This is a genomic window from gamma proteobacterium symbiont of Scutellera amethystina, assembly GCF_059730845.1.
Genome location: NZ_AP035935.1, coordinates 729,212 through 753,562 on the forward strand (window position 1 = coordinate 729,212; position 24,351 = coordinate 753,562).

At 57.0% G+C, this 24,351-nt stretch carries 21 protein-coding genes; all 21 read left to right on the top strand.

Annotated features, from left to right (window positions below; translation table 11 throughout):
- Positions 1-15: 15 nt before the first annotated feature.
- On the top strand, positions 16-696 hold the full coding sequence (gene yjjG / locus AC6I79_RS03420; RefSeq protein WP_058771442.1) for a pyrimidine 5'-nucleotidase: 681 nt from the start codon (positions 16-18) through the stop codon (positions 694-696).
- A gap of 864 nt (positions 697-1,560) precedes the next feature.
- Positions 1,561-2,157 (top strand): SH3 domain-containing protein, encoded by a 597-nt coding sequence (locus AC6I79_RS03425; protein ID WP_088516709.1) that lies wholly within the window; start codon positions 1,561-1,563, stop codon positions 2,155-2,157.
- A 22-nt stretch (positions 2,158-2,179) separates the two neighbouring features.
- Positions 2,180-2,677 carry a type VI secretion system lipoprotein TssJ gene (tssJ, locus tag AC6I79_RS03430; RefSeq protein ID WP_021506780.1) on the top strand — a complete coding sequence of 166 codons (498 nt, stop codon included), beginning with the start codon at positions 2,180-2,182 and terminating at the stop codon, positions 2,675-2,677.
- A gap of 8 nt (positions 2,678-2,685) precedes the next feature.
- Entirely contained in the window at positions 2,686-4,026 is a 1,341-nt protein-coding gene (gene tssK / locus AC6I79_RS03435; RefSeq protein WP_372771823.1) for a type VI secretion system baseplate subunit TssK, read from the top strand.
- Between the two features lie 19 nt (positions 4,027-4,045).
- Positions 4,046-5,287, top strand: coding sequence for a DotU family type VI secretion system protein (locus tag AC6I79_RS03440; RefSeq protein WP_021506782.1), 1,242 nt, complete (start codon positions 4,046-4,048; stop codon positions 5,285-5,287).
- A gap of 3 nt (positions 5,288-5,290) precedes the next feature.
- Positions 5,291-8,920: a type VI secretion system membrane subunit TssM gene (gene tssM, locus AC6I79_RS03445; RefSeq protein WP_498027571.1), complete on the top strand. Its 3,630-nt coding sequence runs from the start codon at positions 5,291-5,293 to the stop codon at positions 8,918-8,920.
- 14 nt (positions 8,921-8,934) lie between these two features.
- Entirely contained in the window at positions 8,935-9,648 is a 714-nt protein-coding gene (tagF, locus tag AC6I79_RS03450; RefSeq protein ID WP_021506784.1) for a type VI secretion system-associated protein TagF, read from the top strand.
- A gap of 17 nt (positions 9,649-9,665) precedes the next feature.
- A complete protein-coding gene (gene tssA, locus AC6I79_RS03455; RefSeq protein WP_498027730.1) occupies positions 9,666-10,676 on the top strand; it encodes a type VI secretion system protein TssA in 1,011 nt (336 codons plus the stop codon).
- 79 nt (positions 10,677-10,755) lie between these two features.
- Positions 10,756-11,283, top strand: a complete 528-nt coding sequence (tssB, locus tag AC6I79_RS03460; RefSeq protein WP_021506786.1) for a type VI secretion system contractile sheath small subunit — start codon at positions 10,756-10,758, stop codon at positions 11,281-11,283.
- A 2-nt stretch (positions 11,284-11,285) separates the two neighbouring features.
- On the top strand, positions 11,286-12,782 hold the full coding sequence (tssC, locus tag AC6I79_RS03465; RefSeq protein ID WP_021506787.1) for a type VI secretion system contractile sheath large subunit: 1,497 nt from the start codon (positions 11,286-11,288) through the stop codon (positions 12,780-12,782).
- 133 nt (positions 12,783-12,915) lie between these two features.
- Positions 12,916-13,572 (top strand): Ssp6 family T6SS pore-forming effector, encoded by a 657-nt coding sequence (locus AC6I79_RS03470; RefSeq protein ID WP_058776444.1) that lies wholly within the window; start codon positions 12,916-12,918, stop codon positions 13,570-13,572.
- A 647-nt stretch (positions 13,573-14,219) separates the two neighbouring features.
- Positions 14,220-14,702, top strand: a complete 483-nt coding sequence (locus tag AC6I79_RS03475) for an Hcp family type VI secretion system effector (protein ID WP_072208636.1) — start codon at positions 14,220-14,222, stop codon at positions 14,700-14,702.
- A gap of 404 nt (positions 14,703-15,106) precedes the next feature.
- A complete protein-coding gene (locus AC6I79_RS03480; RefSeq protein ID WP_058777970.1) occupies positions 15,107-15,733 on the top strand; it encodes a hypothetical protein in 627 nt (208 codons plus the stop codon).
- Positions 15,726-16,133, top strand: coding sequence for a hypothetical protein (locus AC6I79_RS03485; RefSeq protein WP_159377914.1), 408 nt, complete (start codon positions 15,726-15,728; stop codon positions 16,131-16,133). The genes AC6I79_RS03480 and AC6I79_RS03485 overlap by 8 nt, the downstream gene beginning before the upstream one ends.
- A 273-nt stretch (positions 16,134-16,406) precedes the next feature.
- On the top strand, positions 16,407-18,227 hold the full coding sequence (gene tagH / locus AC6I79_RS03490) for a type VI secretion system-associated FHA domain protein TagH (RefSeq protein WP_498027572.1): 1,821 nt from the start codon (positions 16,407-16,409) through the stop codon (positions 18,225-18,227).
- A complete protein-coding gene (locus tag AC6I79_RS03495; protein WP_021506792.1) occupies positions 18,224-19,015 on the top strand; it encodes a PP2C family protein-serine/threonine phosphatase in 792 nt (263 codons plus the stop codon). The genes tagH and AC6I79_RS03495 overlap by 4 nt, the downstream gene beginning before the upstream one ends.
- 10 nt (positions 19,016-19,025) lie before the next feature.
- Positions 19,026-20,003, top strand: coding sequence for a hypothetical protein (locus AC6I79_RS03500; RefSeq protein ID WP_058771450.1), 978 nt, complete (start codon positions 19,026-19,028; stop codon positions 20,001-20,003).
- A gap of 16 nt (positions 20,004-20,019) precedes the next feature.
- Complete coding sequence (locus AC6I79_RS03505; RefSeq protein ID WP_159377912.1) at positions 20,020-20,844, top strand: type VI secretion system accessory protein TagJ; 825 nt, start codon at positions 20,020-20,022, stop codon at positions 20,842-20,844.
- The gene (gene tssE / locus AC6I79_RS03510; RefSeq protein ID WP_021506795.1) at positions 20,834-21,409 is read left to right on the top strand and encodes a type VI secretion system baseplate subunit TssE; all 576 of its coding nucleotides are present in this window, start codon (positions 20,834-20,836) and stop codon (positions 21,407-21,409) included. Before AC6I79_RS03505 ends, tssE begins: the two co-directional genes overlap by 11 nt.
- Before the next feature lie 2 nt (positions 21,410-21,411).
- Positions 21,412-23,286, top strand: a complete 1,875-nt coding sequence (gene tssF, locus AC6I79_RS03515) for a type VI secretion system baseplate subunit TssF (RefSeq protein WP_498027573.1) — start codon at positions 21,412-21,414, stop codon at positions 23,284-23,286.
- A complete protein-coding gene (gene tssG / locus AC6I79_RS03520) occupies positions 23,283-24,329 on the top strand; it encodes a type VI secretion system baseplate subunit TssG (RefSeq protein ID WP_058775983.1) in 1,047 nt (348 codons plus the stop codon). The genes tssF and tssG overlap by 4 nt, the downstream gene beginning before the upstream one ends.
- Positions 24,330-24,351 lie beyond the last annotated feature (22 nt).

A 24,351-nucleotide genomic window follows, 5' to 3' on the forward strand; every position in this document is an offset into this window, starting at 1 on the left:
TTCAAAAGGGGCACTATGTTAAACGACTGGGACTGCATCCTGTTCGATGCGGATGACACACTTTTTCATTTTGACGCGTTTGCCGGCCTGCAGCGCATGTTTGCCAGCTACGACGTGCACTTTAGCGATCAGGATTATGCTGACTATCAGGCGGTGAATAAACCGCTGTGGGTCGATTACCAGAACGGCACCATTTCAGCGTTGCAGCTCCAGACGCGCCGCTTCACGCTGTGGGGTGAAAAACTCAGCGTGGCGCCGGAAGTGCTGAACAGCGACTTTCTCAATGCGATGGCCGAGATTTGCCTGCCGCTGGATGGCGCAGCCCGCCTGCTGGATACGCTCAAGGGCAAAGTCAAAATCGCCATCATCACCAACGGCTTCACGGCGCTGCAGCAGGCACGCCTTGAACGCACCGGTTTCCGTGACTACTTTGACGCGCTGGTGATCTCCGAACAGGTGGGCGTGCCCAAGCCGGATGCGGCGATTTTTGACCATACGCTGCAGCTGCTGGGGAATCCCGATCGCCGCCGGGTATTAATGGTCGGTGATACGCCGGAATCGGATATTCTCGGTGGTATGAATGCCGGCGTGAAAACCTGCTGGATCGATCACGGCACGCGTCCGCTGCCGGCGCACATCACGCCCACCTGGCAGGTGAAAACCTTGCCTGAGCTGCAATCTATTCTGACTGCTTAACAATCCCGATACCCGCCATTTTAGCGAATTAAACCAGCCTGGTCCGCCTGGCTGGTTTTTTTAACTGCCAGTTTGCCTTTATCACCCCTTTTTTACCGCCTGCCTGGGTTTTATTGCGCTCAGACAAAATGCGTGCCGCTCAGCGCCATTTTTTTATGACAATTTTTAATGATCGCGCGAGCAAAATTTCATCTTTCATTTACAATCTTTCACAGTTTTAATGGATTGCTAAGAATAGTCTTAGGTTTACGGGCAAAAGTGACGCAAATTTGCATTAAAAATATTTGTTAACCTTTACTGAACTAATTTCCTCTGCTAGCGGCGCGTTGAAATTTTGTCAGGCTTCTGTAAACTTCCGTCAGACATTAACAAATGGATTGTGATTGCATGCTCACGGGCAGGTTTTACCTGGCTCGTGCGGTAGCTATGATGTTTCCAGTCTTTTATATGTTGTTGATATATCTCAATAAATAGCAATACTGTCAGCGAATGCCGTAAGTTGTTGCTGTTATCCTCTTAATCGTTACCGATTAACCAGATTCATTGAACGTGATAGTTTTTAACCCAGGGATGGCATAAGAGAAACCGAGGTTTGGCTGTGGCCGACCCCTTCGCTTAGCAAAAATTGATCATGTTGCTGATCGTTTGTGAAACGATCAGAATTCTTCCGACATCATCCCTGTCACTAATGTTGCATTTTTAATACTTAATTCAGACTGATCAATTTTTGCCTCGCTGGCGCGATGCGTTAGCCACACTCATTAAAGGGTCAACTTTTTAACTGGTACTGAATCGACGCCGGCTCCAGCCGTGCGCACGGTTCATTTTGCTCTTAACCGGCCTCTGGCCACTTTTTAGGCGTTAATGGAACTAAACATGAAGAAAATGGTGAATCTCCGTATGGCGTTGGGCCTGATGTTTGTTTTCGCAGTGGCTGGCTGTAAAGCACCGCCAAAGATGACAGACGACACGATTGTCAGCAGCACCGTTGACGGCGTCACGCTGTCGCACCGTTATGCCGTCCAGCCGCCGGCACAGTTCAGCCCGGTGAACGAGGCTTATCGCGCGCTCTATCCGGCTTCGATCATGACCCGCCCCAGCTTCGGCGGCAAAGTGGTGGATACGCTGAAAAGCGGTGAAACCTACACCGTGATTGGCCAGGTTGAAAACAACTGGCTGGCACTTGGCGAGTCGGCGCAGGCCGCAGACGAAGCGCAGCCTGAGACTGCAACGGCCGATGACAAAAAAGCGCAGCAGCCGGCGGCTCAGCCTGCGGTGCAGCTGATCGGTTATGTCCCGTTCCGCGCGGTGGTGAAAAGCGCGCTGTATGAGCAGACCATCAAAGCGGACCAGCCGAAGCGTCGCGCCCGCGCCAGCAGCAAGAAAAAGACCTGCGTCGCGGTGGATGGCGACAGCAAAGCGTGCCAGAACAGCAACAGCGGCACCTGGATCATCAACTAACACGGTAAGCAGGGAGGGCTGAATGATGACGATGATTTCTCTCCGCCGCGCCGGGTTACTGCTGCTGGCTTGCCTGCTGGCCGCCTGCAGCAGCAACAGTCCGGCGCCGGTTGCACGCTACAATCTCGACTTTCAGGCACATCCGCAGATCAACGCGGGTGCGCCGCTCAAAGTCCGGGTGATGTTGCTGACCTCCGATGCGGAATTCATGTCCGCTGATTTCTACTCCCTGCAGAACCAGCCCGCCACCGCGTTGGGCAGCACGCTGCTCAACAATCAGCAGTTCTTCCTGATGTCAGGTCAGCTGAGTAAAACCCTCAGCGCGAAAAGCCTGCCGGAAGCGCGCTTCATCGGCATCATGGCCGAGTATCAGGCGCTGGACGGTAAAGTCTGGCGTCTTGCGCTGCCCTTCCCGGATGGCGACGACAGCGCATTCTGGCAGTTCTGGAAAAATAACGATGGTGAGTTGAATGCCCGCGTTGTGGCGGATATCAACGGCCTGCGCGTGGTTAAGCAGTAAGGATGCCTATGAACCGAGCCGAAAAGGTTGTCTGGACCGAGGGGATGTTCCTGCGCCCTCACCATTTCCAGCAGTCGGAAAATTTTCTACACAGCACCCTGCGCGAATGGGGGCAGTCGCAGCGCGCCTACACCTGGGGTTTTTTTGATCTCGAATTTGATGAAGCGCTGCTGCGGCAGGGAAAACTGGCGCTGAGTGCCGCCAGCGGATGTCTGCCTGACGGCACCTTCTTTTCTTTCAGCCAGCCACAGCACGGTCCGGCCCCGCTGGATCTGCCAGCAAATGTCGATCGCAGCAAAGTGGTACTGGCGATCCCGGCCCGGCGCAACGGGCGCGAAGCGGTGGCGTTTCAGGAGACGCAGGATTCACTGGCGCGCTATCTGGCGTGGGAAGCCGAAGTCGAAGATGACAACGCTCAGGCGGTCGGCTCTGCCACCGTTCAGTTCGGCAAACTGCGCCTGCGCCTGATGCTGGAACAGGATCTCACCGCGGAGTGGACGGCGATGGGCGTGGCGCAGGTGATTGAAAAACGCAGCGATAACCACGTGCGCCTCGACACCGATTACATTCCGCCGATGCTGACGCTCAACGCCAGCCGGCCGCTGCAAAGCATGCTCAATGACCTGCACGGCCTGATTCAGCAGCGCAGCCAGCAGCTGAGCCAGCGCACGCCGGGTACCGGCCGTTTTAACAGTGCCGACATGGTCGATTTTATGCTGCTGACCTTACTCAACCGTCAGCTTGGCCTGCACGCGCACTTACAGCATCTGCCGCTGCTGCACCCGGAAACGCTCTACAGTCACTGGCTGCAGCTGGCCGCTGAATTGAGCAGCTGGATGCCGGCGCGCACCCCGGACGCGCTGCCGCTGTATGACCATGACGATCTGTACAGCTGCTTTGCCCGCTTAACGCTGCTGCTGCGCCAGGGACTGTCGCAGGTGATGGAAGAGAGCGCCATCCAGCTGCCGCTGACGCAGCGCTCGCACGGCCTCAACGTGGCCACGGTGCCGGAAAGCAGTATGGTACGCGAGTTCGGCTTTGTGCTGGCGGTCAAAGCCAGCGTGCCAGCCGAAGCGCTGAAAACCCACTTCCCGGCGCAGATGAAAGTCGCGCCCGTCACCAAAATCCGCGATCTGGTGCAGCTGCAGCTGCCGGGACTGGCGCTGAAAGCCATGCCGGGTGCGCCGCCGCAAATCCCGTGGCATGCCGGCTACAGCTATTTTGAGCTCGATAAGAACAGCGAGCTGTGGCAGGAGATGGAGCGCTCAGGTGCCTTTGCGCTGCATCTGGCCGGTGAGTTTCCGGGCCTGAACATGGAGTTCTGGGCCATTCGTAGTCAGTCAGAATAATCAAAACTGAGCACGCCGCATGATGCAGGAACAACAGAAACCGAACAGTGACGTCACACAGCAGGATGTCAGCCATCAGAATGTGCTGGTCGCCGCGGCGAATCCGCTGATTAACGCGATCCCGCAGATTCGCCACTCCGTCTCGCACGACGATCCGGCGCGACTGCGCCAGCAGCTGATCGATCAGATCCGTCGCTTTGAGCTCAGCTGCCAGCAGTCGGGGCTGAGTTATGAAGTGATCGTCGGCGCGCGCTACTGCCTGTGCACCGCGCTGGATGAAGCGGCGGCGCTGACGCCGTGGGGCAGCCGCGGCGTGTGGACCAGCAACGGCCTGCTGGTGACGTTTCACAATGAAACCTGGGGCGGTGAGAAGTTCTTTCAGCTGCTGGCAAAGCTGTCGCAAAACCCGCGTCAGCACATCCTGCTGCTGGAGCTGATCTATTTCTGTCTGCTGCTCGGCTTTGAAGGGCGCTACCGCGTGCTGGATAACGGGCGTTCGCAGCTGGAAACCATCAAACAGCGTCTGCTGCAGATGATCAAAAGCGTGCGCGGCAGTTACCCGGCGGCGCTGTCACCGCATCCCACCGATCAGCCGGTGCTGCGCAAGCTGTGGCGGCCGATGATTCCACTGTGGGCCTGTGCGGCGGTGGCCGGCTTTGCTGCCTGCCTGTTCTACATCGTCCTGAACTGGCGTCTCGGCGACTACACCTCGCCGGTGCTGGCCAGCATCTATCAGACCGCGCTGCCGGAAGTCAAAATCAGCAATCCGGCACCGCCGCCGCCCGCCACGCTGAACCTGAAAGCGTTCCTCAAGCCGGAAATTGATGCCGGCCTGGTGGCGGTGCGCGATGAAGCCGACCAGAGCGTGGTCACCCTGAAGGGCGATGGCCTGTTCGCCTCGGCATCCACCGAAGTGCGTGGTCGCTACGATGCGGTGATTCAGCGCATTGCCGCCGCGATGAATAACGTCAGCGGGAAGATTCTGGTGATTGGCTACAGCGACAACGTGCCGATTCGCAGCGCCCGCTTCGCCTCCAACTATGAACTCTCGCTGGCGCGCGCACAGTCGGTGCAAACCCTGCTGCAGCAGCAGCTGGCACAACCGTCGCGGGTTAAAGCCGAAGGGCGTGGCGAAAGCCATCCGCTGGTGCCGAACACCAGCGCGGAGAATCGCGCCCGCAACCGTCGCGTAGAAATTACTCTGCTGGTCGCGCCGGATGCGACGCAAGCGGAACTCAACGGCCTGGCGAGAGGGAACTAATCCATGCTGAATATGCTTTTTGCGGTGCTGACCAGCCGCCTCGCCTGGGGTTTTGTCGGCATTACCGCGCTCTCCTTTATCATCTGGGTGATTGGCCCGGTGTTTTCCATTGTCGACTCGCGGCCGCTGGAGCCAGAGCAGAACCGCATCATCAGCATTGCGCTGCTCTATCTGGTGTGGGGGCTGAGCCAGGCGATTCCGCGCCTGTATAACTTCTGGCTCAACCGCAAACTGATGTCGAGCCTCGAAACCAGCAAAAGCGATGCGCCGGAGCAGGACCGCAAACGCCTGACCAATGAAGAACAGGTGCTGGCGAGCCGTTTCTCCGAAGCCACCGACATGCTGAAAAAAGCGCACTTCCAGCGCGCCAGCAGCAAGGGCGCGCCTTTCTGGGCGCAGCGCTTCAGCCATCAATACCTCTACCAGCTGCCGTGGTACATGATCATTGGCGCTCCGGGTGCCGGTAAAACCACCGCGCTGGTCAATTCCGGGCTGCAGTTCCCGCTGGCGGACAAGTTCGGCAAAGCGGCGCTGCGCGGCATTGGCGGCACGCGCAACTGCGACTGGTGGTTCACCAACGAAGCGGTGCTGCTGGATACCGCCGGTCGCTATACCACCCAGGAGAGCCAGCAGGAGCGCGACGCCAGCGAGTGGCATCACTTTCTCGACCTGCTGCGCAAATATCGCGGCCGTCAGCCCGTCAATGGCGTGATTGTCACGCTCAGCGTCTCCGATTTACTGACGCAATCGCCGGAAGCGCAGCGCAATCAGGCGATCGCACTGCGTCAGCGGCTGATGGAGCTGCACGATCGCCTTGGCATTCGCTTCCCGGTTTATGTGCTGGTCACCAAAACCGACCTGCTCAAAGGTTTCCGCAGCTATTTCGCTTCGCTGGATAAAACCCAGCGCGAGCAAATCTGGGGCTTTACCTTCCCGTGGGCGCAGGCGTCGACCGCAGAGTTTGAGCTCAACAGTCAGTTTCAGCAGGAGTATTCACTGCTGCAGCAGCGTCTGGATGCCGGCCTTGCCGATACGCTGTTAGCGGAAAGCGATGCGCAGGCACGGGCGGAGAGCTATCTGTTCCCGCAGGAGTTCGCTGCGCTGCGTCCGCTGATGGCGGAGGCGCTGGATACGCTGTTTGCCCGCTCTGATTTTGAAACCCAGTTCGCGCCGCGTGGTATCTATTTCGCCAGCGGGACGCAGGAAGGGCTGCCGTTTGACCGCGTGATGGGTGAGCTGAGCCGCGCCCTGCATCTGCCGGGACAGCGCAGCGGCGAATCCGGCAGCTGGGACCAGGTCGACAAAGAGTCACCGATCCCACCGAACAAAGGCCAGAGCTTCTTCCTGAAAGGCGTGCTGGAAAATGTCATCTTCCAGGAGTCGGGCCTGGCGGGCAGCAACCGCTGGTGGGAGCTGCGCAATCGCGCCGGATTGTGGTCCGGCTATCTGGCGCTGCTGGTGCTGGTAATGATTGCCGGAGCGCTGTGGCTCACCAGCTACAGCAAAAACAAAGCTTATTTACAGGAGATGGCGGGTAAAACGCCGCAGGTGGAACAGCTGGGACAACAGCTGGAACGCCAGGGCAATGGCGATCTGTTTGCGCTGGTGCCGTATCTCAACACGCTGCTGCAGCTGCCGAAAAGTGCCGACTTCTCGCTGGAAGATCCCCCGCTGACGCGCCGCATGGGGCTGTATCGCGGTACCGAAGTCAGCGACGCCACGCGCACCCTGTATGACAAAGCGCTGAAACAGCTGCTGCTGCCGCAGGTGGCGCAAAACATCACCCGCTGGCTGCGCAACGACAACGGCAGCGATGCGGATTACAGCTACGAAGCGCTGAAAGCTTACCAGATGTTGTATCAGCCAAAACATTATGACGGCAAATTCCTGCATGCCTGGCTGATGCTGAATATTAGCCGCGAACTGCCGCAAAATGTGACGCAGCAGGAAGTGAAACAGCTGGCGTGGCATCTGCAGCAGTTGCTGGAGACACAGATTCAGTCCTCGCCGTACGCGAAGGATGACGCGCTGGTAAAGCGCGAGCAGGCGCTGATTAATCAAATGCCGCTGTCGCAGCGCGTCTACGGACGTCTGAAGCGCCTGCTGCAGCGTGACGGCAGCCTGCAACCGGTCACCCTCGCGGCGCTGGGCGGGCCGCAGAGTGAGCTGGTGTTTTCACGCAAAAGCGGCAAATCGGTCAATGACGGCGTGGCCGGCCTGTTCACGCCTGACGGTTACTGGCAGCACGTTGATAAACAAATCGCACCGGTCACGCAGGCGCTGTTTCAGGATGATGTCTGGGTACTGGGCGGCGTTGCGTCGCCGGAGAACAGTCAGCAGACCGACCTCGCGGTGCGCCAGCTTTACGTGCAGGATTACATCCGCCAGTGGGAGCAGTTCCTCAGCGATATTCAGCTCAACAGCAGCGCGGATTTGTCGCAGCGCATCAACACCGCACGTCTGCTGTCGGGCAACCACTCGCCACTGCGCCAGCTGGTGGTTAACCTCAGTAAGCTGCTGACGCTGAACCGCGCACAGCCGGATGAGCAAAGTACCCAGGCACAGCCGGCGACGGGCAACAGCGCCACGCGCACTTTAGAAGCGCTGTTCAGTTCCTCCAAAGCCAGCGCGGCGCCGGGCCAGGGCGCAGCCCAGCAGGCACCGGAGCAGGCGGTGGCGGTGCACTTCGCACCTGTGCTGGAGCTGGCACAGCCGCTGCAGCAGGGCAGTAAAGTGCTGGCGGTGGATGATTTTCTGCATCAGATCGACGATCTCTACCGCTACCTGACGGCGGTGCAGGACGCCGCCAATAGCGGCATGCCGCCGCCGTCCGGTAATGCCATCAGTCGCCTGCAGGCCAGCGCCGGTCGCTTACCGGGTTCGCTGCAGAATATGGTTTCCAGCATGGCCGTGGGCGCCAGCAGCGATGCACAGCGCCGCGATATGGATAACGTGCGCAAGCGCATCACCATGGAAGTGGGCAGCTTCTGCCGCCAGGCGATTGCCGGCCGTTATCCGCTGGTGCGCAATGCGCGCAGCGAAGTGACGCCGGACGATCTGGCGCGCATGTTCGCGCCGGGCAGCGGGCTGATGGACAGCTTCTTCCGCGACAATCTGGCCAGCAAAGTGGATACCACCAACGCGGCGTGGCGTTTCACGCCAGGCATCGACGGCAAAACGCTGCCGGGCGGTGAGGCGCTGCTGCGTCCGTTCCAGCAGGCGCAGTCGATTCGTGATGCCTTCTTTGCTAACGGGGCGACCACGCCGTCGTTCCGCGTCACGCTGCGTACGGTGAAAATGGATAACGACATTCTCAACCTGACGCTCGACGTCGATGGCCAGATTCTGCGTTACAGCCACGGCCCGCAGGCGGTGCAGATGGTGAACTGGCCCGGACCGGGCGGCACCAGCCAGGTGCGGATGCAGCTTGGTCTGACCAACGGCACCACCTCAACGCTGGTGACCAGCGGTCCGTGGGCGCTGAACCGCTTCTTCGATCGCGCTCGTTTAACCGCGGTCGGTGGCCTGACCCGCGAGGCCAGTTTTAACGTCGATGGCCATCAGGTCACGTTGTCGTTCACCCCTGGCAGTATTCGTAACCCGTTCCAGCTTCCCGGCTTTAGCTGCCCCTGAAACAGGACCTGATAATGACTCATTACGCAGCACCCGGCTGGTACGGCAAATTGCCCAGCTCGGGTGACTTTGTGAAGCGACGCTTCCCCGATGTGCTGTACCGGCAGTGGTCGAACTGGTTTCAGGTCGGACTGCATCACTGGCAAACCAGTGAAGAGAGTAAAAACGCCCCGTCGCGCGCCTTTCTCAAAGCGCCGGTGTGGAATTTTGTCGTGCCGCCAATGCTCGGCAGTCAGCTGATCCAGATGGGCTGCCTGATTGCCGCCCGCGACAGCGTCGGCCGCAACTATCCGCTGTGCGCGCTGCGCCATTTTACGCCTGCCGAGTGGTCACCGGCGCTGCTGGCCCGCTCGGGCGAGTGGTATCAGCAGGTCGGCAATATGCTGCTGCGCGTGGTGCAAAACGGCGGTACGCCAGAGCAGCTCGACCAGGCGCTGCTGAGCATTCCGCAGCCCCAGCAGCCGCAAACTGACGGCGAACAATCGGACATTTTACAGGTGATTGGCGACGGCGAGCCGTCAACGCTCAACTGGAAACTGCCGGGTGACAGCTTCGACCCGCAGTTTTACACCAGCTTCTGGTGGACAAACCAGAGCGACGGTTTCCCGCTTTACACCCAGGTGCACAGCGGCAACTTCACCGCACAGCTGTTCTCACTGCTGTTCGACCCGGCCGGCGGGGCAAAACCCGGACGAAACGGACTTTATCCTCCGATGTTTGAATCCTGAGGCCAACCGCTATGACGATGAATATTGACGCGCTGCTGGCGCCGGTCAGCAGTGATAACCCCTGCGGCGACAACCTGGAGTATCACGCGGATTACCAGGCGATGGAGCAGGCCAGTACCGGTAAAGCCGAACAGCAGTTTGGCGAGACCATTATCCCGGCTGAATCAGCGGACTGGAATAAAGTCGAAAAGCTGGCGATTGACTTGCTCAGCCGCAGCAAAGACCTGCGAGTGATGTTAGCGCTTACTCACGCCTGGACCGAGCTGAAAGGGCTGCCGGGCTATGCGCAGGGGCTGAAGCTGATTGAGCAGGCCCTGCTGCTGTACTGGGAGCCGCTATGGCCGCGACTGGAAGAGTACGGCGAACAGGATCCGTTCTACCGCATCAACGCGGTGGCGCTGCTGGGCGATAAATCAGCGCTGAGCAGCGCGGTACGCCAGAGCTGGCTGTTGCGCTACGCCTCGGATGGCATCACGCTGCGCGATGCCGCAGCGCTGTGCGACGGCAGCAAGACCGAAGTTGCGGACTATCCTGGCGGTCTGCCGCGCCTGACCGATGAGCTGGCGCGCGGCGAGCAGCCCGGTATTGAAGCGGTACTACAGATAAGTGAGCGCTTGCAAACCATTACCGAAACCCTGACCGAACAGCTGGGTGAAGCGGCGGTGCCGGAGCTATCGCAGCTGCGCAGGCAGATCGCCATGATCGCCGAACGCTGTCAGGCCACTGACCTCAGCACGCTGCAGCCGGCCGTGGTAACAGAACAGCCGCCGGAACCGAGTGTCGTCGCGCCCGCCGCAGCGGTTCGCACGGCTGACTGGCGCAGCGTGCAAATCAGTTCGCGCGCCGATGCGCAGCTGATGCTGGAGAAGGTGAAGCACTACTTTGCTCAGCACGAACCCAGCCATCCGGCACCGCTGATGATCGACCGCGTACAGCGGCTGATTGAACTCGATTTTATGGACATCATCCGCGATCTGGCGCCAGACGGCGTGCATCAGCTGGAAAATATCTTTGGACGCCGCGACTAAGCGAGCGTAACAACTCAACGCAGCGAGACCTGCGCGCCTCCTGCGAAACTTTACCCGCGCACCCTTAATGGAGAAAACCATGGCACCAACGAAATCCAGTGGGCAGAAGTTCATTGCCCGCAATCGCGCGCCTCGCGTTCAGATTGAATATGACGTGGAAATTTATGGCGCGGAACGCAAAATCCAGCTGCCGTTTGTGATGGGCGTCATGGCGGACCTGGTCGGTAAACCACTCGAGCCGCAGGCGAGCCTTGATGAGCGTAAATTCCTGGAAATTGATATCGATAACTTCGATGAGCGCATGAAAGCGCTGAAGCCGCGTGCGGCGTTTCAGGTGGATAACACGCTCAACGGCGAAGGCAAACTTAACGTCGAACTGACCTTTGAGAGCATGGACGATTTCTCACCGGATGCGATTGCCCGCAAAGTTGAACCGCTGAGCAACCTGCTGGAAGCGCGTACCCAGCTTTCGAATCTGCTGACCTACATGGACGGCAAAAACGGTGCGGAAGAGCTGATCGGTAAGATTCTGCAGGATCCAACGCTGTTGAAAGCGCTGACCCATCTGCCGAAGCAGGATGAAAGCGCTGAAGGTAAGGAGGAGTAATCATGACCCAGTCTTCGCATCAGCAGCAACAGGGCGCTTCGCACTACAGCGAGAATGAACTCAGCGCCCTGCTGAACAAAGAATTTCGTCCAACCAGCGATCAGGCGCGTGCAGCCGTCGAAAGTGCCGTGAAGACGCTGGCGCAGCAGGCGCTGGAAAACACCGTCACCATCTCGAATGATACCTATCGCACCATCCAGGCGCTGATCGCTGAGATTGACGACAAGCTGTCACAGCAGATCAACCAGATTATTCATCATGAAGAGTTTCAGCAGCTGGAAAGCGCGTGGCGCGGTCTGAGCTACCTGGTGAATAACACCGAAACCGACGAGATGCTGAAAATCCGTTTCATGAGCATCTCCAAGCAGGAGCTGGGACGCAGCCTGAAGCGTTTTAAAGGCGCTGGCTGGGATCAGAGTCCGCTGTTCAAGAAGATTTATGAGCAGGAGTACGGTCAGTTCGGTGGCGAACCGTTTGGCTGCCTGGTGGGCGATTACTATTTCGATCACAGCCCGCAGGACGTGGAGCTGCTGGGCGAAATGGCGCGTATCAGCGCGGCGGCACACTGCCCGTTCATCACCGGTACCGCGCCGACCGTCATGCAGATGGAGTCATGGCAGGAGCTGGCGAACCCGCGCGATCTGACCAAAATCTTCCAGAACACCGAATATGCCGCATGGCGCAGCCTGCGTGAATCGGAAGATGCCCGCTATCTCGGCCTGGTCATGCCGCGCTTCCTGGCGCGCCTGCCGTATGGCATACGCACCAATCCGGTGGATAGCTTTGATTTTGAAGAGCAGACCGATGGCTCAAATCACAACGGCTACACCTGGAGCAACGCCGCCTACGCCATGGCAGCCAACATCAACCGTTCGTTCAAAGAGTACGGCTGGTGCACTGCGATTCGCGGCGTCGAGTCTGGCGGTGCGGTTGAAAACCTGCCGTGCCACACCTTCCCGAGTGATGACGGCGGCGTAGACATGAAGTGCCCGACGGAGATTGCCATCAGCGATCGTCGTGAAGCCGAGCTGGCGAAAAACGGCTTTATGCCGCTGGTGCACCGCAAAAACTCCGACTTTGCTGCCTTTATTGGTGCGCAGTCGCTGCAAAAGCCTGCGGAATACCATGATGCCGATGCAACCGCCAACGCACGTCTGGCTGCACGCCTGCCGTATCTGTTTGCCTGCTGCCGCTTCGCGCACTACCTCAAGTGTATCGTGCGCGACAAGATCGGTTCATTCCGCGAGCGTGATGAAATGGAGCGCTGGCTGAACGATTGGGTGATGAGCTATGTCGACGGTGACCCGGCGAACTCGTCACAGGAAACCAAATCGCGCAAGCCGCTGGCTGCCGCCGAGGTGAGCGTGGAAGAGCAGGAAGATAACCCGGGCTACTACGCTGCGAAATTCTTCCTGCGTCCGCACTACCAGCTGGAAGGCCTGACGGTGTCACTGCGTCTGGTATCGAAACTGCCTTCACTCAAATCGAATGAGAATTGATTTTAATAACAAAGCACGCTGATACAGGCGTGCTTTATTAAAAAATTCTGATTTATGCTGCTTTTTCATTTAATTGGGTTTTAAGATTTCAAAGACTTTTGTTGGTTAAATATGACTATGGAGAGTGTGAATTATGTCTGATGTAAATAAAATTGCACAAGGTATGCTTCAATTAATTAATGGCAAACAAAGTATCAGGCATACATTCTTTGAAAGTGTAATCGGTGGTTTAACTTCATTCACACAAGATATCTCTTTAGTGGCAAAAGATTACTTTGATACTGATCATCGATGGAGAAATCAGACCGATAAAATCAGACTTGCAGCACTAATCAAAAGAGGGGCATCTTCGGATAGCCTGAAGAAAATGGCGACAATAGTGGTGCAAAACTATTGGAGTAACCTCACGGCTGAACAAGCTGAAAAGCTGGCAGCAAAAGTAGGAGGTACAATTGCGGGAAAAATGGCTTTTAATTATATAGCACTCAGTCAGATTCTCATTCTTTTCTTTGAAAAAGCTATTGCGCGCTTCATTTTCTCCCTTGGTATTGGATCTATTTTTTCAATTGGTGCTGCGGCTTCAGACTCGGTTTATTCATCAAACGATCTCAAGGCACGCAATCCAAAAATATATAATGAATTACGTAGTAATGGTGATCTGGATTTACTTTACTTTCTTCTTAAAGAATACCTCGACCCATATTTAGAGGCTATTGAATTACAGAGTACCAGTCCGACTTTATCCAATAATATTTTCAATGTTTATGTCGATGGGATCAGGAATGTCTAGAAAAGTAATACTCTATATTCTAAGCCTTTTCATTAGCATTATCTCAGGTTTGCTTTTTTTTGGTTTGGGTGGTTATTGTATTTTCATCATGAACTGGTCCGGCGGGCTATGGATGAACATACTGAATGCAGTGATTCTCCTGGCAATCTTCACCGCTTCAGTATTTGTTTTACATCTGTCGGATCTGGTCAGGAAAAAAATCTAGATTTCACTTTTCTTAATAAAATAATAATTAATATAGTGAAAACAATAAATAATAACTGACCAATCAAATATCCTGAGGATATCAGGTCAATTTTCTCAAAGGCAATGGTTATGTATAAGGATTTAATCAATAAATAGCCGCAATAGCATGCTGAAAATAAAGAGAAGATTATTAAAATATTTAAAATTACTTTCATTGCTATATTAAGTGGCGATTCCTTCATTTTCTTTCCTCCGATTAATGACAATTGACGTGCGTTCAAAGAAAATAATGTTTCAATTTGAAAAAGTCAAGATTATTCAATTTTGATTTTATATCTCCATGTAGCGGAGATAACCTAGGAGCAATGGTAAACTATGGACTGGTTAAGCAGCCCCATACTTTTCTATTTGCTATTACGATGCTTCTAAAGCATTTTCTTAACTAAAGAAGAGTTGAAATTATGGCTATTGATATGTTTCTGAAAGTTGATGGTGTAACAGGTGAGTCTAAAGATTCAAACCATACAGGCTGGACAGATATTACCTCCTTTGGTTGGGGGGCAACGCAACCAGGTAATATGGCCGTAGGCGGTGGCGGCGGAGCAGGTAAGGCCGCATTTAATAATCTGGCTGTAGATGCTCTCATCGACAAATCCACTACAGCAATCCTGAAACATTGTGCAAGCGGTAAGCATATATCTAAAGTTGAACTTTCAGTTTGTAAAGCAGGTGGTCAACAAGTTGAGTATGCAAGAATTACTTTAGAAGATGTTTTGGTTGTTTCCGTAAACTATAATGGTTCTAATAACGGTGACGTTTTAGGCGTCAGCTACGCATTCCAGGCTGCTAAAGTCAAACAACAATACTGGGAGCAAACGTCTTCGGGCGGTAAAGGTGCTGAAAGTAGTGCTGGCTGGAATATCAAAGAAAATAAAGAAGCATGATTGCTTTCATGAGCGGCCCCTGTGGGGCCGCTTTGTAAGAATCATATTGAATGCAAGGTTTATTTTATTTGATTTACGAGGGTTATGATAATGGCTACTCATTGGAGAATACATGATAAAAAGACTTACCTTACTATTTGCATTAGCATGTGCTGTGAGATCTTTAGCAGTTAGGGCAGAATCCTTAGCTTTAGTTAGTTGTAAGAAACTTAATGGCAGGATAGAAGACCAGTGCGCTGAAGGAAATCTAAGTGATACAAGGTCTGGCTGACATCAATCAGCCTGAAAACACACCAATCAATATGGTTAAAAAACACTTACTGGTTCGCACATTGCGTACAACACGAAATAAAGCATGATAAATGTTCTTTTTAAAATAAATACGAATCAGGATATTTGATAGCATGAAAGCGAAATTATATTGTTGTGTACTGCCTTGCTTACTCGTTTGGAACATTGCTTCCGCGACGACAGCGCTTATACCAGGCGATAAACAAGAATATAAGCCAGCTATAATGGCCCTGGCTCAGCACAACGGACTCGAGCGTGTTCAATTGAATCTGCAGCAATCTTTCACCGTCAAACGCGACGATAAAAGCATAGGAATGCTGATACAGGGACGGGGTTGGGTGAGGGAGGTTCATCCAGTCTGTTTTATTGGCTGGAGCAGAGATGGCGAGCATGTTGACCAATTTTTGTTAACTATCGGTCAGGATGAATGGGAAGCGACAGGTTGCCACAAGATTTCTGCAGTAGGAATTATATCAGGAAAGAATGAACAGCAAGTGAAAATAGCGGTTATTTATGAGGTTGAAGCTGCCGAGCGTTATGCTTTTAATTATTATATTTTGGGTCTAAATGAAACTGATAGTGATATTTACTATGATCGGGAAATAACACATCGATTTGAAAATAGTTATCTTAATAATATTGCTGAGTTACGCAGAGTGTATGTAAAAATGTCAAATAGTTATACGCATAACAATCACTCTGAAAAAAGCGAAAATATTATTAGGAAACACTATGAATAAAGTTGATTTCTTTCTGCATTTAGCTTTTCTATTGATTTTATTTTCGTTAATTATGCAGGTTTTTTCATACTGCATCTTTAAAAAGAATGAACGTAAATACGTTGAGTTGATCAGTGAGTTTAGACGTCGTGATCTTGACTTAGACATAGTAACGAATATCTATTCTTTTTTGGGTCCTCTATTTAATGCCAATAAGATAGTCTATTTTATTGATCTCTATAATGGGAAAGAGATGAAGTTAGCGAAAGGAAAGCCTGTAAGTAAGAATGCATACAATTTCATACAGTCACAGCCTAAAGAAAATATATCATGGATGCTGAGGCTTCATAATTTAAACCTTATCAGTTTTTTTCTGTTGTTTTTAGGCGTGGGTATCGGTTTGATTGTTGGTTTTATTTAATGAGCTAAATAAATTTTTGCCACGAATTCTAATAATGCATTACAGCCAAAAAATTATATCGTTTATTGATTGGTCAACAGAATAAAATTGCAATCATTTCAAAGCTCACTCAAAGACTAAATGACAAATATGACACAACGCATCGTGCTTTAACGCATTGCCTCAATCACCTGATATTGCTCGCAGCATCGTATCACCCGCTTCCTATATTCCGCGTCTTTCCCGGAGAGCCGCGCAATATAGATGCCGAACCGCTAACCGCAGGAACCCGTTATGCGCTTTACGATAATAACGACTAAACCCGGCCACCAGCCGCCGCAAACCCGCTGTGACTTTATGCCGCCCGGCGGCACCATTGGCCGCGGAGTGGACAACAATCTGGTGCTGCCGGATGACGATCGCACCATTTCTCGCCTGCAGGCGATTGTGCATATCACCGCCGCTGGCGAATGCCGCCTCACCAACCGGGGCAACGTGACGCGCGTGCTGCTCAATGACATCCCGCTGGAGCGCGGGCGTCAGGTGGAATTACAGGATGGCGACGTGCTGGGCATCGATGATTACCAGCTGCTGGTCAACGATCTCAACGGCGCGCAGCAGCCGCAGGCCGCCACGCTGGCACCGCAGCCGGTGGTGCAGGCTCCGGTAATGGCTGATGTGCCACCGGCGGAAAAGGATGCCAGCACCGCCGCGATCCCCAGCGAGATCTGGGACAGCCTCGCCAAAGAGTTCTCGATCTCCGACGATCTGTCGAAGCGCAAAGCAGCGGCCGCGGTGCTGCCGGAGGCCAATCCGCTCACCGCGCCGGCCAGCCTCGATCGCAACCCGGAGGATCCGCTGGCTCAGCTGGTGAACGATGCGCCGCTGGATATTGGCCAGCAGCCGAAAAACACCAGCCTGTTCGATGAAGGCGATGCGCTGTTCGCACAGGAAAGTATCTTCGACGATCGCACCCCCAGCACGCTATCGGCGCAGCAGAATGCCGCCGCGCAGCCGCAGGTCGAGAGTGCCACCGAGCTCGATCCGCTCAGCCTGTTTGGCAGCCAGAGCAGCAGCGACGTGCGCAACCACGACGATCCGCTCGGCCTGATGATGGACAATGCGGTTCCGCTGGCGCAGCCGGAGATCGCGCCGGCACAGACGGTTCAACCGCAGCCTGTCGCCCAGCCGAAAACGCCCAGTGAACCCTCGCCGGAGACGGCACCGGTCGAGCTGGCGGATCTCAGCAGTTCGCCACTGTTTGATGACACCGAAACCCAGGCCACGCCGCCGCTGATCGAACCGCAGGCGGAGCAGCCGGAGACGGTCGCGCCGCAGATGGATTACGGCGGCATTACGCTGCCCACGCCGCAGGCGGTGCAACGTGTACCGTCGCCGACGCCGAAAGGGCGGCTGCGTATCGATCCGGTGGCTTCCAGCCATCAGAACGCGGCACCCGCCAGTCAGGCGACAGCCAGCCACAGCAGCGGCGACGCGCTGAAAGGCGAACTGCTGGATGCACTGCTGGAAGGCATGGGGCTGCGCGATCTGCAACCCACGCCGCAGTTCGACCGTGAGCAGATGCTGCAGTTTGGCCAGATGCTGAGCATGTTCTCGCAGGGCACCGTTGCGCTGCTGTCGTCACGCTCGATTCTTAAGCGTGGCGTTAAAGCGGATATGACGGTGATCCTCGACGACGCCAACAACCCGTTCAAACTGCTGCCGTCCGGCAAAACCGTGCTGATGCAGATGTTTGGCAGCCGCATGCCGGGCTTCATGCCGCCGCGTCAGGCGGTGCGTGATGCGCTGATCGATCTGCAGGCGCATCAGCTCGGCATGATCGCCGGGATCCGCGCCATTATCGCTTCGATGCTGCAATCCTTTAATCCGGATCAGCTGGAAGAGGAAGCACGCCAGGCGGGATCGCTGTCGCGCCTCGGCCTGCCGGGCAGCCGCAAAGCCGCGCTGTGGGAGCATTTTGTTGAGCGCTACGGCGAGACGGCGGGCGAGATTGAGGACGATTTCCATACCCTGTTCGGCGAAGCTTTCCTGCATGCCTACGACCTGGAAGTTAATCAGTACAAAGATTCACAAACCCACACGGATGACGCATGAATATCACCATTGCTTCCACGTCGAATCAGGGCGACCGCGCCAGCAATCAGGATCAAACCGGTGAGGTAATCGGTGAACGCTCAGCCTGCTTCGTGGTGTGCGACGGCGTAGCAGGATTTCCCGGCGGCGACGTGGCCGCCCGCATCGCGCGCAGCAGCCTGATGGAGGCGTTCGACGGTAACGCGCACCTGGATGCGCAGTCGATTCGCAACTACGTCAACCACGCGAATCACGCGATTCGCCAGCAGCAGAAAGCCAGCAGCGAGCACAGCCGCATGGGCACCACGCTGGTCAGCCTGTTTGTCGACCGCGACTACGAGCTGGCCTACTGGGCGCATGCGGGCGACAGCCGGCTGTATCTGTTTCGCCGCGGCTACCTCTATCACGTGACTACCGACCACAGCCTGGTGCAGCAGATGAAAGATGCCGGCCACCAGACCGAAGGTATCAACAGTAACCTGCTCTATTTTGCCCTCGGCATGGGCGATGAGCAGCGCGACGCCAGCTACAGCGATGTGGTGGAAATAGAAGACGGCGACGCCTTTTTGCTGTGCACCGATGGCTTCTGGCACGGCGTGACGCTGGAGCAGATGCAGCAGTCGCTGCACATGGTCAATACACCGGAAGAGTGGCTGACGCTGATGCAGCAAATCATCCGCAACGGTCAGCCGGATAACGGTCAGCAGGATAACTTCAGCGCGCTGGCCGTCTGGATTGGCTCACCGCAGGACACCACCTTACTGCACTCGCTGTCCGAAGCGGCGCAGTTTTTCCCTCTTCGAGATTGAGAACGCCAACATGAAACATGGATTACTGGGTCTGGCTGCGCTGCTGCTCAGCACGCACGCATTTGCTGAGAACTATCGCATCGTGCAGTCCCCGGCACAGAAACTGGATGTCTGGATTGATGACGTGAAAGATAACCAGCTGGCGAGCTGGTGTAAGCGCAATGTTGATCTGCGCATCGTCACCCACGGCGCGAAAAACGTCGCGGCGCTGGAGGATTTTCTGCCGCGCGTCGCCGGGCTGATGGCATCGCAGTGTAAAGCGCTGCAGCAGCTCAACTGGGCGCTCAATGATGATGACGGCAACCCGATCGCCAGCGGCAGCGCGGCCAAAGCGCAGCAGTGGCAAACGGTGGTAACGCCGCCGCCCGCGCCCGTGCAGCAGCCTGAGACCGCTGCGGTTGCCCCTGCCGCGCCGGTGCTCAACTCGCCGCAGGCCGATACCACGCCGTGGCTGCAGTTCAGCCTGCTCGACGGCTGTCACTTCCGCACCTGGTGGCAGCATCCGGCGCAGACCAGCGCGCTGTTCGTGCCGTCAAAACAGGGGCTGAGCTGCGGTCAGGATGGCTGGCTGAGCGGCCGCAGCAGCCTGACGCAGATGGGCAACGGTGCGGCGAAAAGCGTAGTGGTGACGTTCCTGCAGGGCTTCCCGATTGCCGGCCTGAATAACAAACAGCAGAGCGCCGAGCTCAGCATCACTACCGTCAACAGCGAACGCATGGTGCTGAGCAACGAGAAGTCGCCAGACAGCTGGCTGGTGCTGCCGTTCAGCAGCCAGTTCAACGGCTGGCAGGCACCGGATCAGGTGGTGGTGCAGATGCCCGCCAGCGATGCCGCCGATGAGAGCGCACTGCGCGCACGGCTGCAGGAAGTACGCAAAGTGTGGTCGCCGTGGCTGAGCGCCAGCGCACCGCTGAAAGTCCAGCTGGTAGAGCAGCTGCATCCGGAGCTGAAAGATCCCGCCGCCGCGGTTTACCGCACCATCAACTAACGCAAAAGGAGCTTGCATGGAGTCGTTACAATCGCGCCTGGCCAGTGCCTCACTGGCCGATAACCTCGCCGATATCACCCGCCAGATTCAGGCCAGCCCGGCCAGTGCCGACCTGCGCGCGGCGTTTGTGCAGCTGCTGTGCCTGGCGGGCAACTGGACGCGCGCGCAAACCCAGCTGCAATCGTGGCTGGCGCTGACGCCCCAGGCGCAGCCGACCGTCACCTTACTGCAGCAGGCCATTGCCGGTGAGCAGCAGCGTGAAGCGGTACTGCGCGGCGCGGCGCAGCCGCAGCTGCCAGGCAGCGCGTGGGCGTGGTGTGAAAGCCTGCTGGCTGCGCTGACCGCCGACATCCGCGGTGACTTCGCGCAGGGGGCTGAGCAACGTGCTGCCGCGCTGGCGCAGGCCGAAGCCAATCCGGGCCAGCTGCAGCAGCAGGAACAGACGGCAGACTTCGCGTGGCTGATGGACGGCGACAGCCGCTTCGGGCCGGTGTGCGAAGCCATCGCCAACGGCCGCTATTACTGGATTCCGTTCGCCGCGATCCGCGAGATGGAATTTCAGGCACCCGCCAGCGTGACCGATTTGGTCTGGCGCCATACGCGCGTGCAGCTGGTGGATGGCAGCGAGCAGATTTGCCAGATCCCGGTGCGCTATCCGTTGCTGCCGGGGGCGGATGAGCGTTATCTGCGCGCCAGCGTCACGGAATGGCAGCCGCTGGGCCACGATGACAGCCAGTTTACCGGCCACGGCCAGAAGCTGTGGCTGAGCGACAGCGGCGAGTATCCGCTGCTGACGCTGCAGCAGCTGACGTTCCAGCCAGGCGGCAGCGATGAGCCGTGATAACAGCTCGCATAACGACGGCTATGCCCAGCTGCATGGCGGTTTCCGCGCGCGTAAAAATCGCGATGCGCTAACCGCGCGCGACAAGCTGCAATCCTCGTTACTCGATCGTCTGACTGACAACGCGCCGGACAAGCAGAGCGAAGCCAGTAACACCACGCTGATTTCCCACAGCACGCTGCGCCGCCACGTGCTGCGCGATCTGCAGTGGCTGTTCAACACCATCAACAACGAAGCCCAGCAGGATCTCAGCGCCTTTGGTGAAGTGCAGCGCTCGGTGTGGAATTTTGGCGTGGCGCCGCTGGCCGGACAGAACATCTCCGACATCGAATGGCAGGATATGCAGCGCAAAATGACCGATGCCATTCTGCATTTCGAGCCGCGCATTCTGCCGCAGGGGCTGCAGGTACGCTGCGTCAGCGATCTGAAGTCGCTCAGCCTGCACAACGTGTTATCGATTGAAATAAAAGGCCGCCTGTGGTGCGTGCCTTATCCGCTGGAGTTTCTGTTCCGCACCCAGGTTGATCTGGAAAGCGGTCATTTTGAACTACTGGATGCAGGTTAATCATGGACAGCAAACTGCTCGACTACTACAACCGCGAACTGGCCTATCTGCGTGAGCTGGGCGCGGAGTTCGCTGCACGCTATCCGAAAGTCGCCGGGCGGCTGGGGATGCGCGGCATCGAAGTCGCCGATCCTTACGTTGAGCGGCTGATGGAGGGCTTTGCTTTCCTCACGTCGCGCGTGCAGCTCAAAATGGACGCCGAATTCCCGCGCTTTTCGCAGCGGCTGCTGGAGATGATTGCGCCGTCTTATCTGTCACCTACGCCGTCGATGGCGATTGCACAGCTCACGCCGGACAGCCGCAAAGGCGACATCAGCAATGGCTTCCACGTGCCGCGCGGCACCATGATGGAGAGCCAGCACCTGAAAAAAAGCGGCGTAACCTGCAGCTACACCACGGCCCATGATGTCACGCTGCATCCGCTGCGCATCAGCGACGTTTCACTCGGCGGCGTGCCGGGCGATCTGCCGCTGGGCGAACTGAAGCTCAGCGGTCGCGGTGCCGCCAGCGCGCTGCGCGTGCGTATCGCCTGCGAAGGCATCTCATCGCTCAGCCAGCTGAATGTCGCCGATTTAATGCTGTATCTCAGCGGCCCGGACATTCAGGCACAGAAACTGCTGGAGCTGCTGATGCAGCACCGCGTCAGCATCGTGCTGCAATCAGTCGAACACAAGCCGCTGCGTCAGGTGCTGCCGGATGAGGCGCTACAGCAGGAAGGCTTTGCGCCGGAGCAGGCGCTGCTGCCGGACGATCTGCGTAACTTCGACGGCTACCGGCTGCTGCAGGAGTATTTTGCCTTTCCGGCGCGCTTCCAGTTCATCAGCCTGAGCCAGCTGGCACCGTTTCTGCGCCGCTGCGATAACGCGCAGGAATTCGACATTATCATCCTGCTGGATAAGGCCGACAGCGCGCTGGAAAGCGTGGTGGACAGCAGCCATCTGGCGCTGCACTGCACGCCGGTGATCAACCTGTTTCCCAAAACGGCTGAGCGTCTGAAGGTTAGCGACAGCCAGCACGAATATCATCTGGTGGTGGATAACATCCGGCCGCTGGACTACGAAGTGCACTCGGTGCAGCGGTTGTTCGCCACCATTGAGGGCAAGCGCGAAGAGCAGATATTCCGTCCGTTCTGGAGCACCTTCAGCGGCGACGACGGCGATTACGGTGCCTATTTCTCGCTGCGCCGCGAGCAGCGCACGCTGTCTGAGCAGGCGCAGCGTTACGGCACGCGCACCGGCTATATCGGCTCGGAAGTGTTTTTGTCGCTGGTGGATGAGCATCACACGCCGTGGCGCGACGACATGCGCTACCTGTCGGCAGACGTGCTCTGCACCAGCCGCGACCTGCCGCTGATGCTGTTGCAGCAGGAGCAGGGCAATTTCGTCATGCCGGATTCGATCCCGGTCGGTCAGCTGAAATTGTGTAAAGGCCCGACGCCGCCGCGTCCGGCGCTGGCCGAAGGGCTCTCCGCGTGGCGTCTGATCAGCCACCTGCAGATGAACTACCTGAGCCTGATGGACAGCAGCGACGGTCAGGGCGCCGCCGCGCTGCGCCAGCTGCTGAGCCTGTACGCTAATCTCGCCGAAGCGGCGGTGGCGCGCCAGATTGACGGTATTCGCCACTGCCAGCTTAGCGCGGTCAATCGCCGGGTGCCGGAACCGGGCCCGGTGGTGTTTGCGCGCGGCGTCAGCATCACGCTGGAGGTCGACGAACAGGCGTTTTCCGGTGCCAGCCCGTGGCTGCTCGGCAGCGTGCTGGAACGCGTGTGCAGCCGGCTGGTGGCGCTGAATAGCTTTACCGAATTCACCCTCAACAGCCAGCAGCGCGGCGAGGTGGGCTACTGGCCGCCGCGCATGGGCAGGAAGGCGCTGCTATGAGCGAGGCGCAGATCATTCCGCTGCAGCGCGCCCAGCGGCTGCCGGACGATTTCTGGCAGGCAGTGATGGCGGCACCGTGGCGCTACGATCTGTTTCAGCTGCTGCGCCGGCTGGATGCGCAGGGCGGCCAGCGCTATCCGCTGGGACGCGCGCCGCTGCCGAAGTTCGAAGCGCTGCGCATTGGTCAGCAACCGTCGCTGGCGTTTGCCCCGGCAACGCTGGCCAGCGTGCAGCCGCGCGCAGAGGACGCGCGCCATGACGTGGCGATTTACAGCTTTGGCCTGTTTGGCCCCAACGGTCCGCTGCCGACCCATCTGACGGAATATGTGCACGAGCGCATCGTGCACCATCAGGATCACAGCCTGGCGGCGTTTGCCGACATCTTTCACCATCGCGCCACGCTGCTGTTTTATCGCGCCTGGGCCGATGCGCAGCCGGCCGTCTCGCTGGATCGCGCCGATAACAGTCGCTTTGTCGATTACCTTGCCTGTCTGGCCGGCATCGGTTTACCGGCGCAGCAGCAGGCCAGTTCGCTTAGCCTGCATGCGCGGCTGATGCTGGTCGGCCACCTCAGCCGCCACGGTCACGATGCCGAAGGGCTGGTACGCATTCTGCGTCACTACTTTGGCGTACCGGTGCAGCTGGCACAGAACGTGCCGCAGTGGCTGACGCTGGACGCGCGCGATCAGGCGCGGCTGGGAGCCGGACGCCAGATGCCGCGGCTGGGCGAATCGGCGTTCCTCGGTGTGGCGGTGCGCGATGTGCAGCACCGTTTTCGCCTGCGGCTCGGTCCGCTGAGCGCGCAGCAGTATGCCCACTTTCTGCCGGATGCGCCGGGCGCGCGCGAAGTGCGCGACTGGGTGCGTCACTATCTCGGCATCGAGATGCAGTGGGACCTCAGCCTGATCCTGGCGGCGGAAGAGGTGCAAAGCGTCACGCTGGGAGGCAATGCCCGGCTGGGCTACACCAGCTGGCTGGGACACGCGCCACAGCCGCAGGATCGCGAAGATTTCATGTTTGAGGTTGAGGCAGCCGCAAGCTAGCCCAATCGCTTTTCCCTGTTAC

What these genes read in the sequence shown, in the direction of transcription:
- tssE (WP_021506795.1), top strand. Translation starts at nt 20,834, where the DNA reads ATGAGCCGTGATAACAGCTCGCATAACGACGGCTATGCCCAGCTGCAT.
- AC6I79_RS03485 (WP_159377914.1), top strand. Translation starts at nt 15,726, where the DNA reads ATGAATAAAGTTGATTTCTTTCTGCATTTAGCTTTTCTATTGATTTTA.
- AC6I79_RS03500 (WP_058771450.1), top strand. Translation starts at nt 19,026, where the DNA reads ATGAAACATGGATTACTGGGTCTGGCTGCGCTGCTGCTCAGCACGCAC.
- tssM (WP_498027571.1), top strand. Translation starts at nt 5,291, where the DNA reads ATGCTGAATATGCTTTTTGCGGTGCTGACCAGCCGCCTCGCCTGGGGT.
- AC6I79_RS03475 (WP_072208636.1), top strand. Translation starts at nt 14,220, where the DNA reads ATGGCTATTGATATGTTTCTGAAAGTTGATGGTGTAACAGGTGAGTCT.
- AC6I79_RS03505 (WP_159377912.1), top strand. Translation starts at nt 20,020, where the DNA reads ATGGAGTCGTTACAATCGCGCCTGGCCAGTGCCTCACTGGCCGATAAC.
- AC6I79_RS03470 (WP_058776444.1), top strand. Translation starts at nt 12,916, where the DNA reads ATGTCTGATGTAAATAAAATTGCACAAGGTATGCTTCAATTAATTAAT.
- tagF (WP_021506784.1), top strand. Translation starts at nt 8,935, where the DNA reads ATGACTCATTACGCAGCACCCGGCTGGTACGGCAAATTGCCCAGCTCG.
- AC6I79_RS03480 (WP_058777970.1), top strand. Translation starts at nt 15,107, where the DNA reads ATGAAAGCGAAATTATATTGTTGTGTACTGCCTTGCTTACTCGTTTGG.
- tssK (WP_372771823.1), top strand. Translation starts at nt 2,686, where the DNA reads ATGAACCGAGCCGAAAAGGTTGTCTGGACCGAGGGGATGTTCCTGCGC.
- tssB (WP_021506786.1), top strand. Translation starts at nt 10,756, where the DNA reads ATGGCACCAACGAAATCCAGTGGGCAGAAGTTCATTGCCCGCAATCGC.
- tssA (WP_498027730.1), top strand. Translation starts at nt 9,666, where the DNA reads ATGAATATTGACGCGCTGCTGGCGCCGGTCAGCAGTGATAACCCCTGC.
- tssC (WP_021506787.1), top strand. Translation starts at nt 11,286, where the DNA reads ATGACCCAGTCTTCGCATCAGCAGCAACAGGGCGCTTCGCACTACAGC.
- tagH (WP_498027572.1), top strand. Translation starts at nt 16,407, where the DNA reads ATGCGCTTTACGATAATAACGACTAAACCCGGCCACCAGCCGCCGCAA.
- AC6I79_RS03425 (WP_088516709.1), top strand. Translation starts at nt 1,561, where the DNA reads ATGGAACTAAACATGAAGAAAATGGTGAATCTCCGTATGGCGTTGGGC.
- yjjG (WP_058771442.1), top strand. Translation starts at nt 16, where the DNA reads ATGTTAAACGACTGGGACTGCATCCTGTTCGATGCGGATGACACACTT.
- tssF (WP_498027573.1), top strand. Translation starts at nt 21,412, where the DNA reads ATGGACAGCAAACTGCTCGACTACTACAACCGCGAACTGGCCTATCTG.
- AC6I79_RS03495 (WP_021506792.1), top strand. Translation starts at nt 18,224, where the DNA reads ATGAATATCACCATTGCTTCCACGTCGAATCAGGGCGACCGCGCCAGC.
- AC6I79_RS03440 (WP_021506782.1), top strand. Translation starts at nt 4,046, where the DNA reads ATGATGCAGGAACAACAGAAACCGAACAGTGACGTCACACAGCAGGAT.
- tssG (WP_058775983.1), top strand. Translation starts at nt 23,283, where the DNA reads ATGAGCGAGGCGCAGATCATTCCGCTGCAGCGCGCCCAGCGGCTGCCG.
- tssJ (WP_021506780.1), top strand. Translation starts at nt 2,180, where the DNA reads ATGATGACGATGATTTCTCTCCGCCGCGCCGGGTTACTGCTGCTGGCT.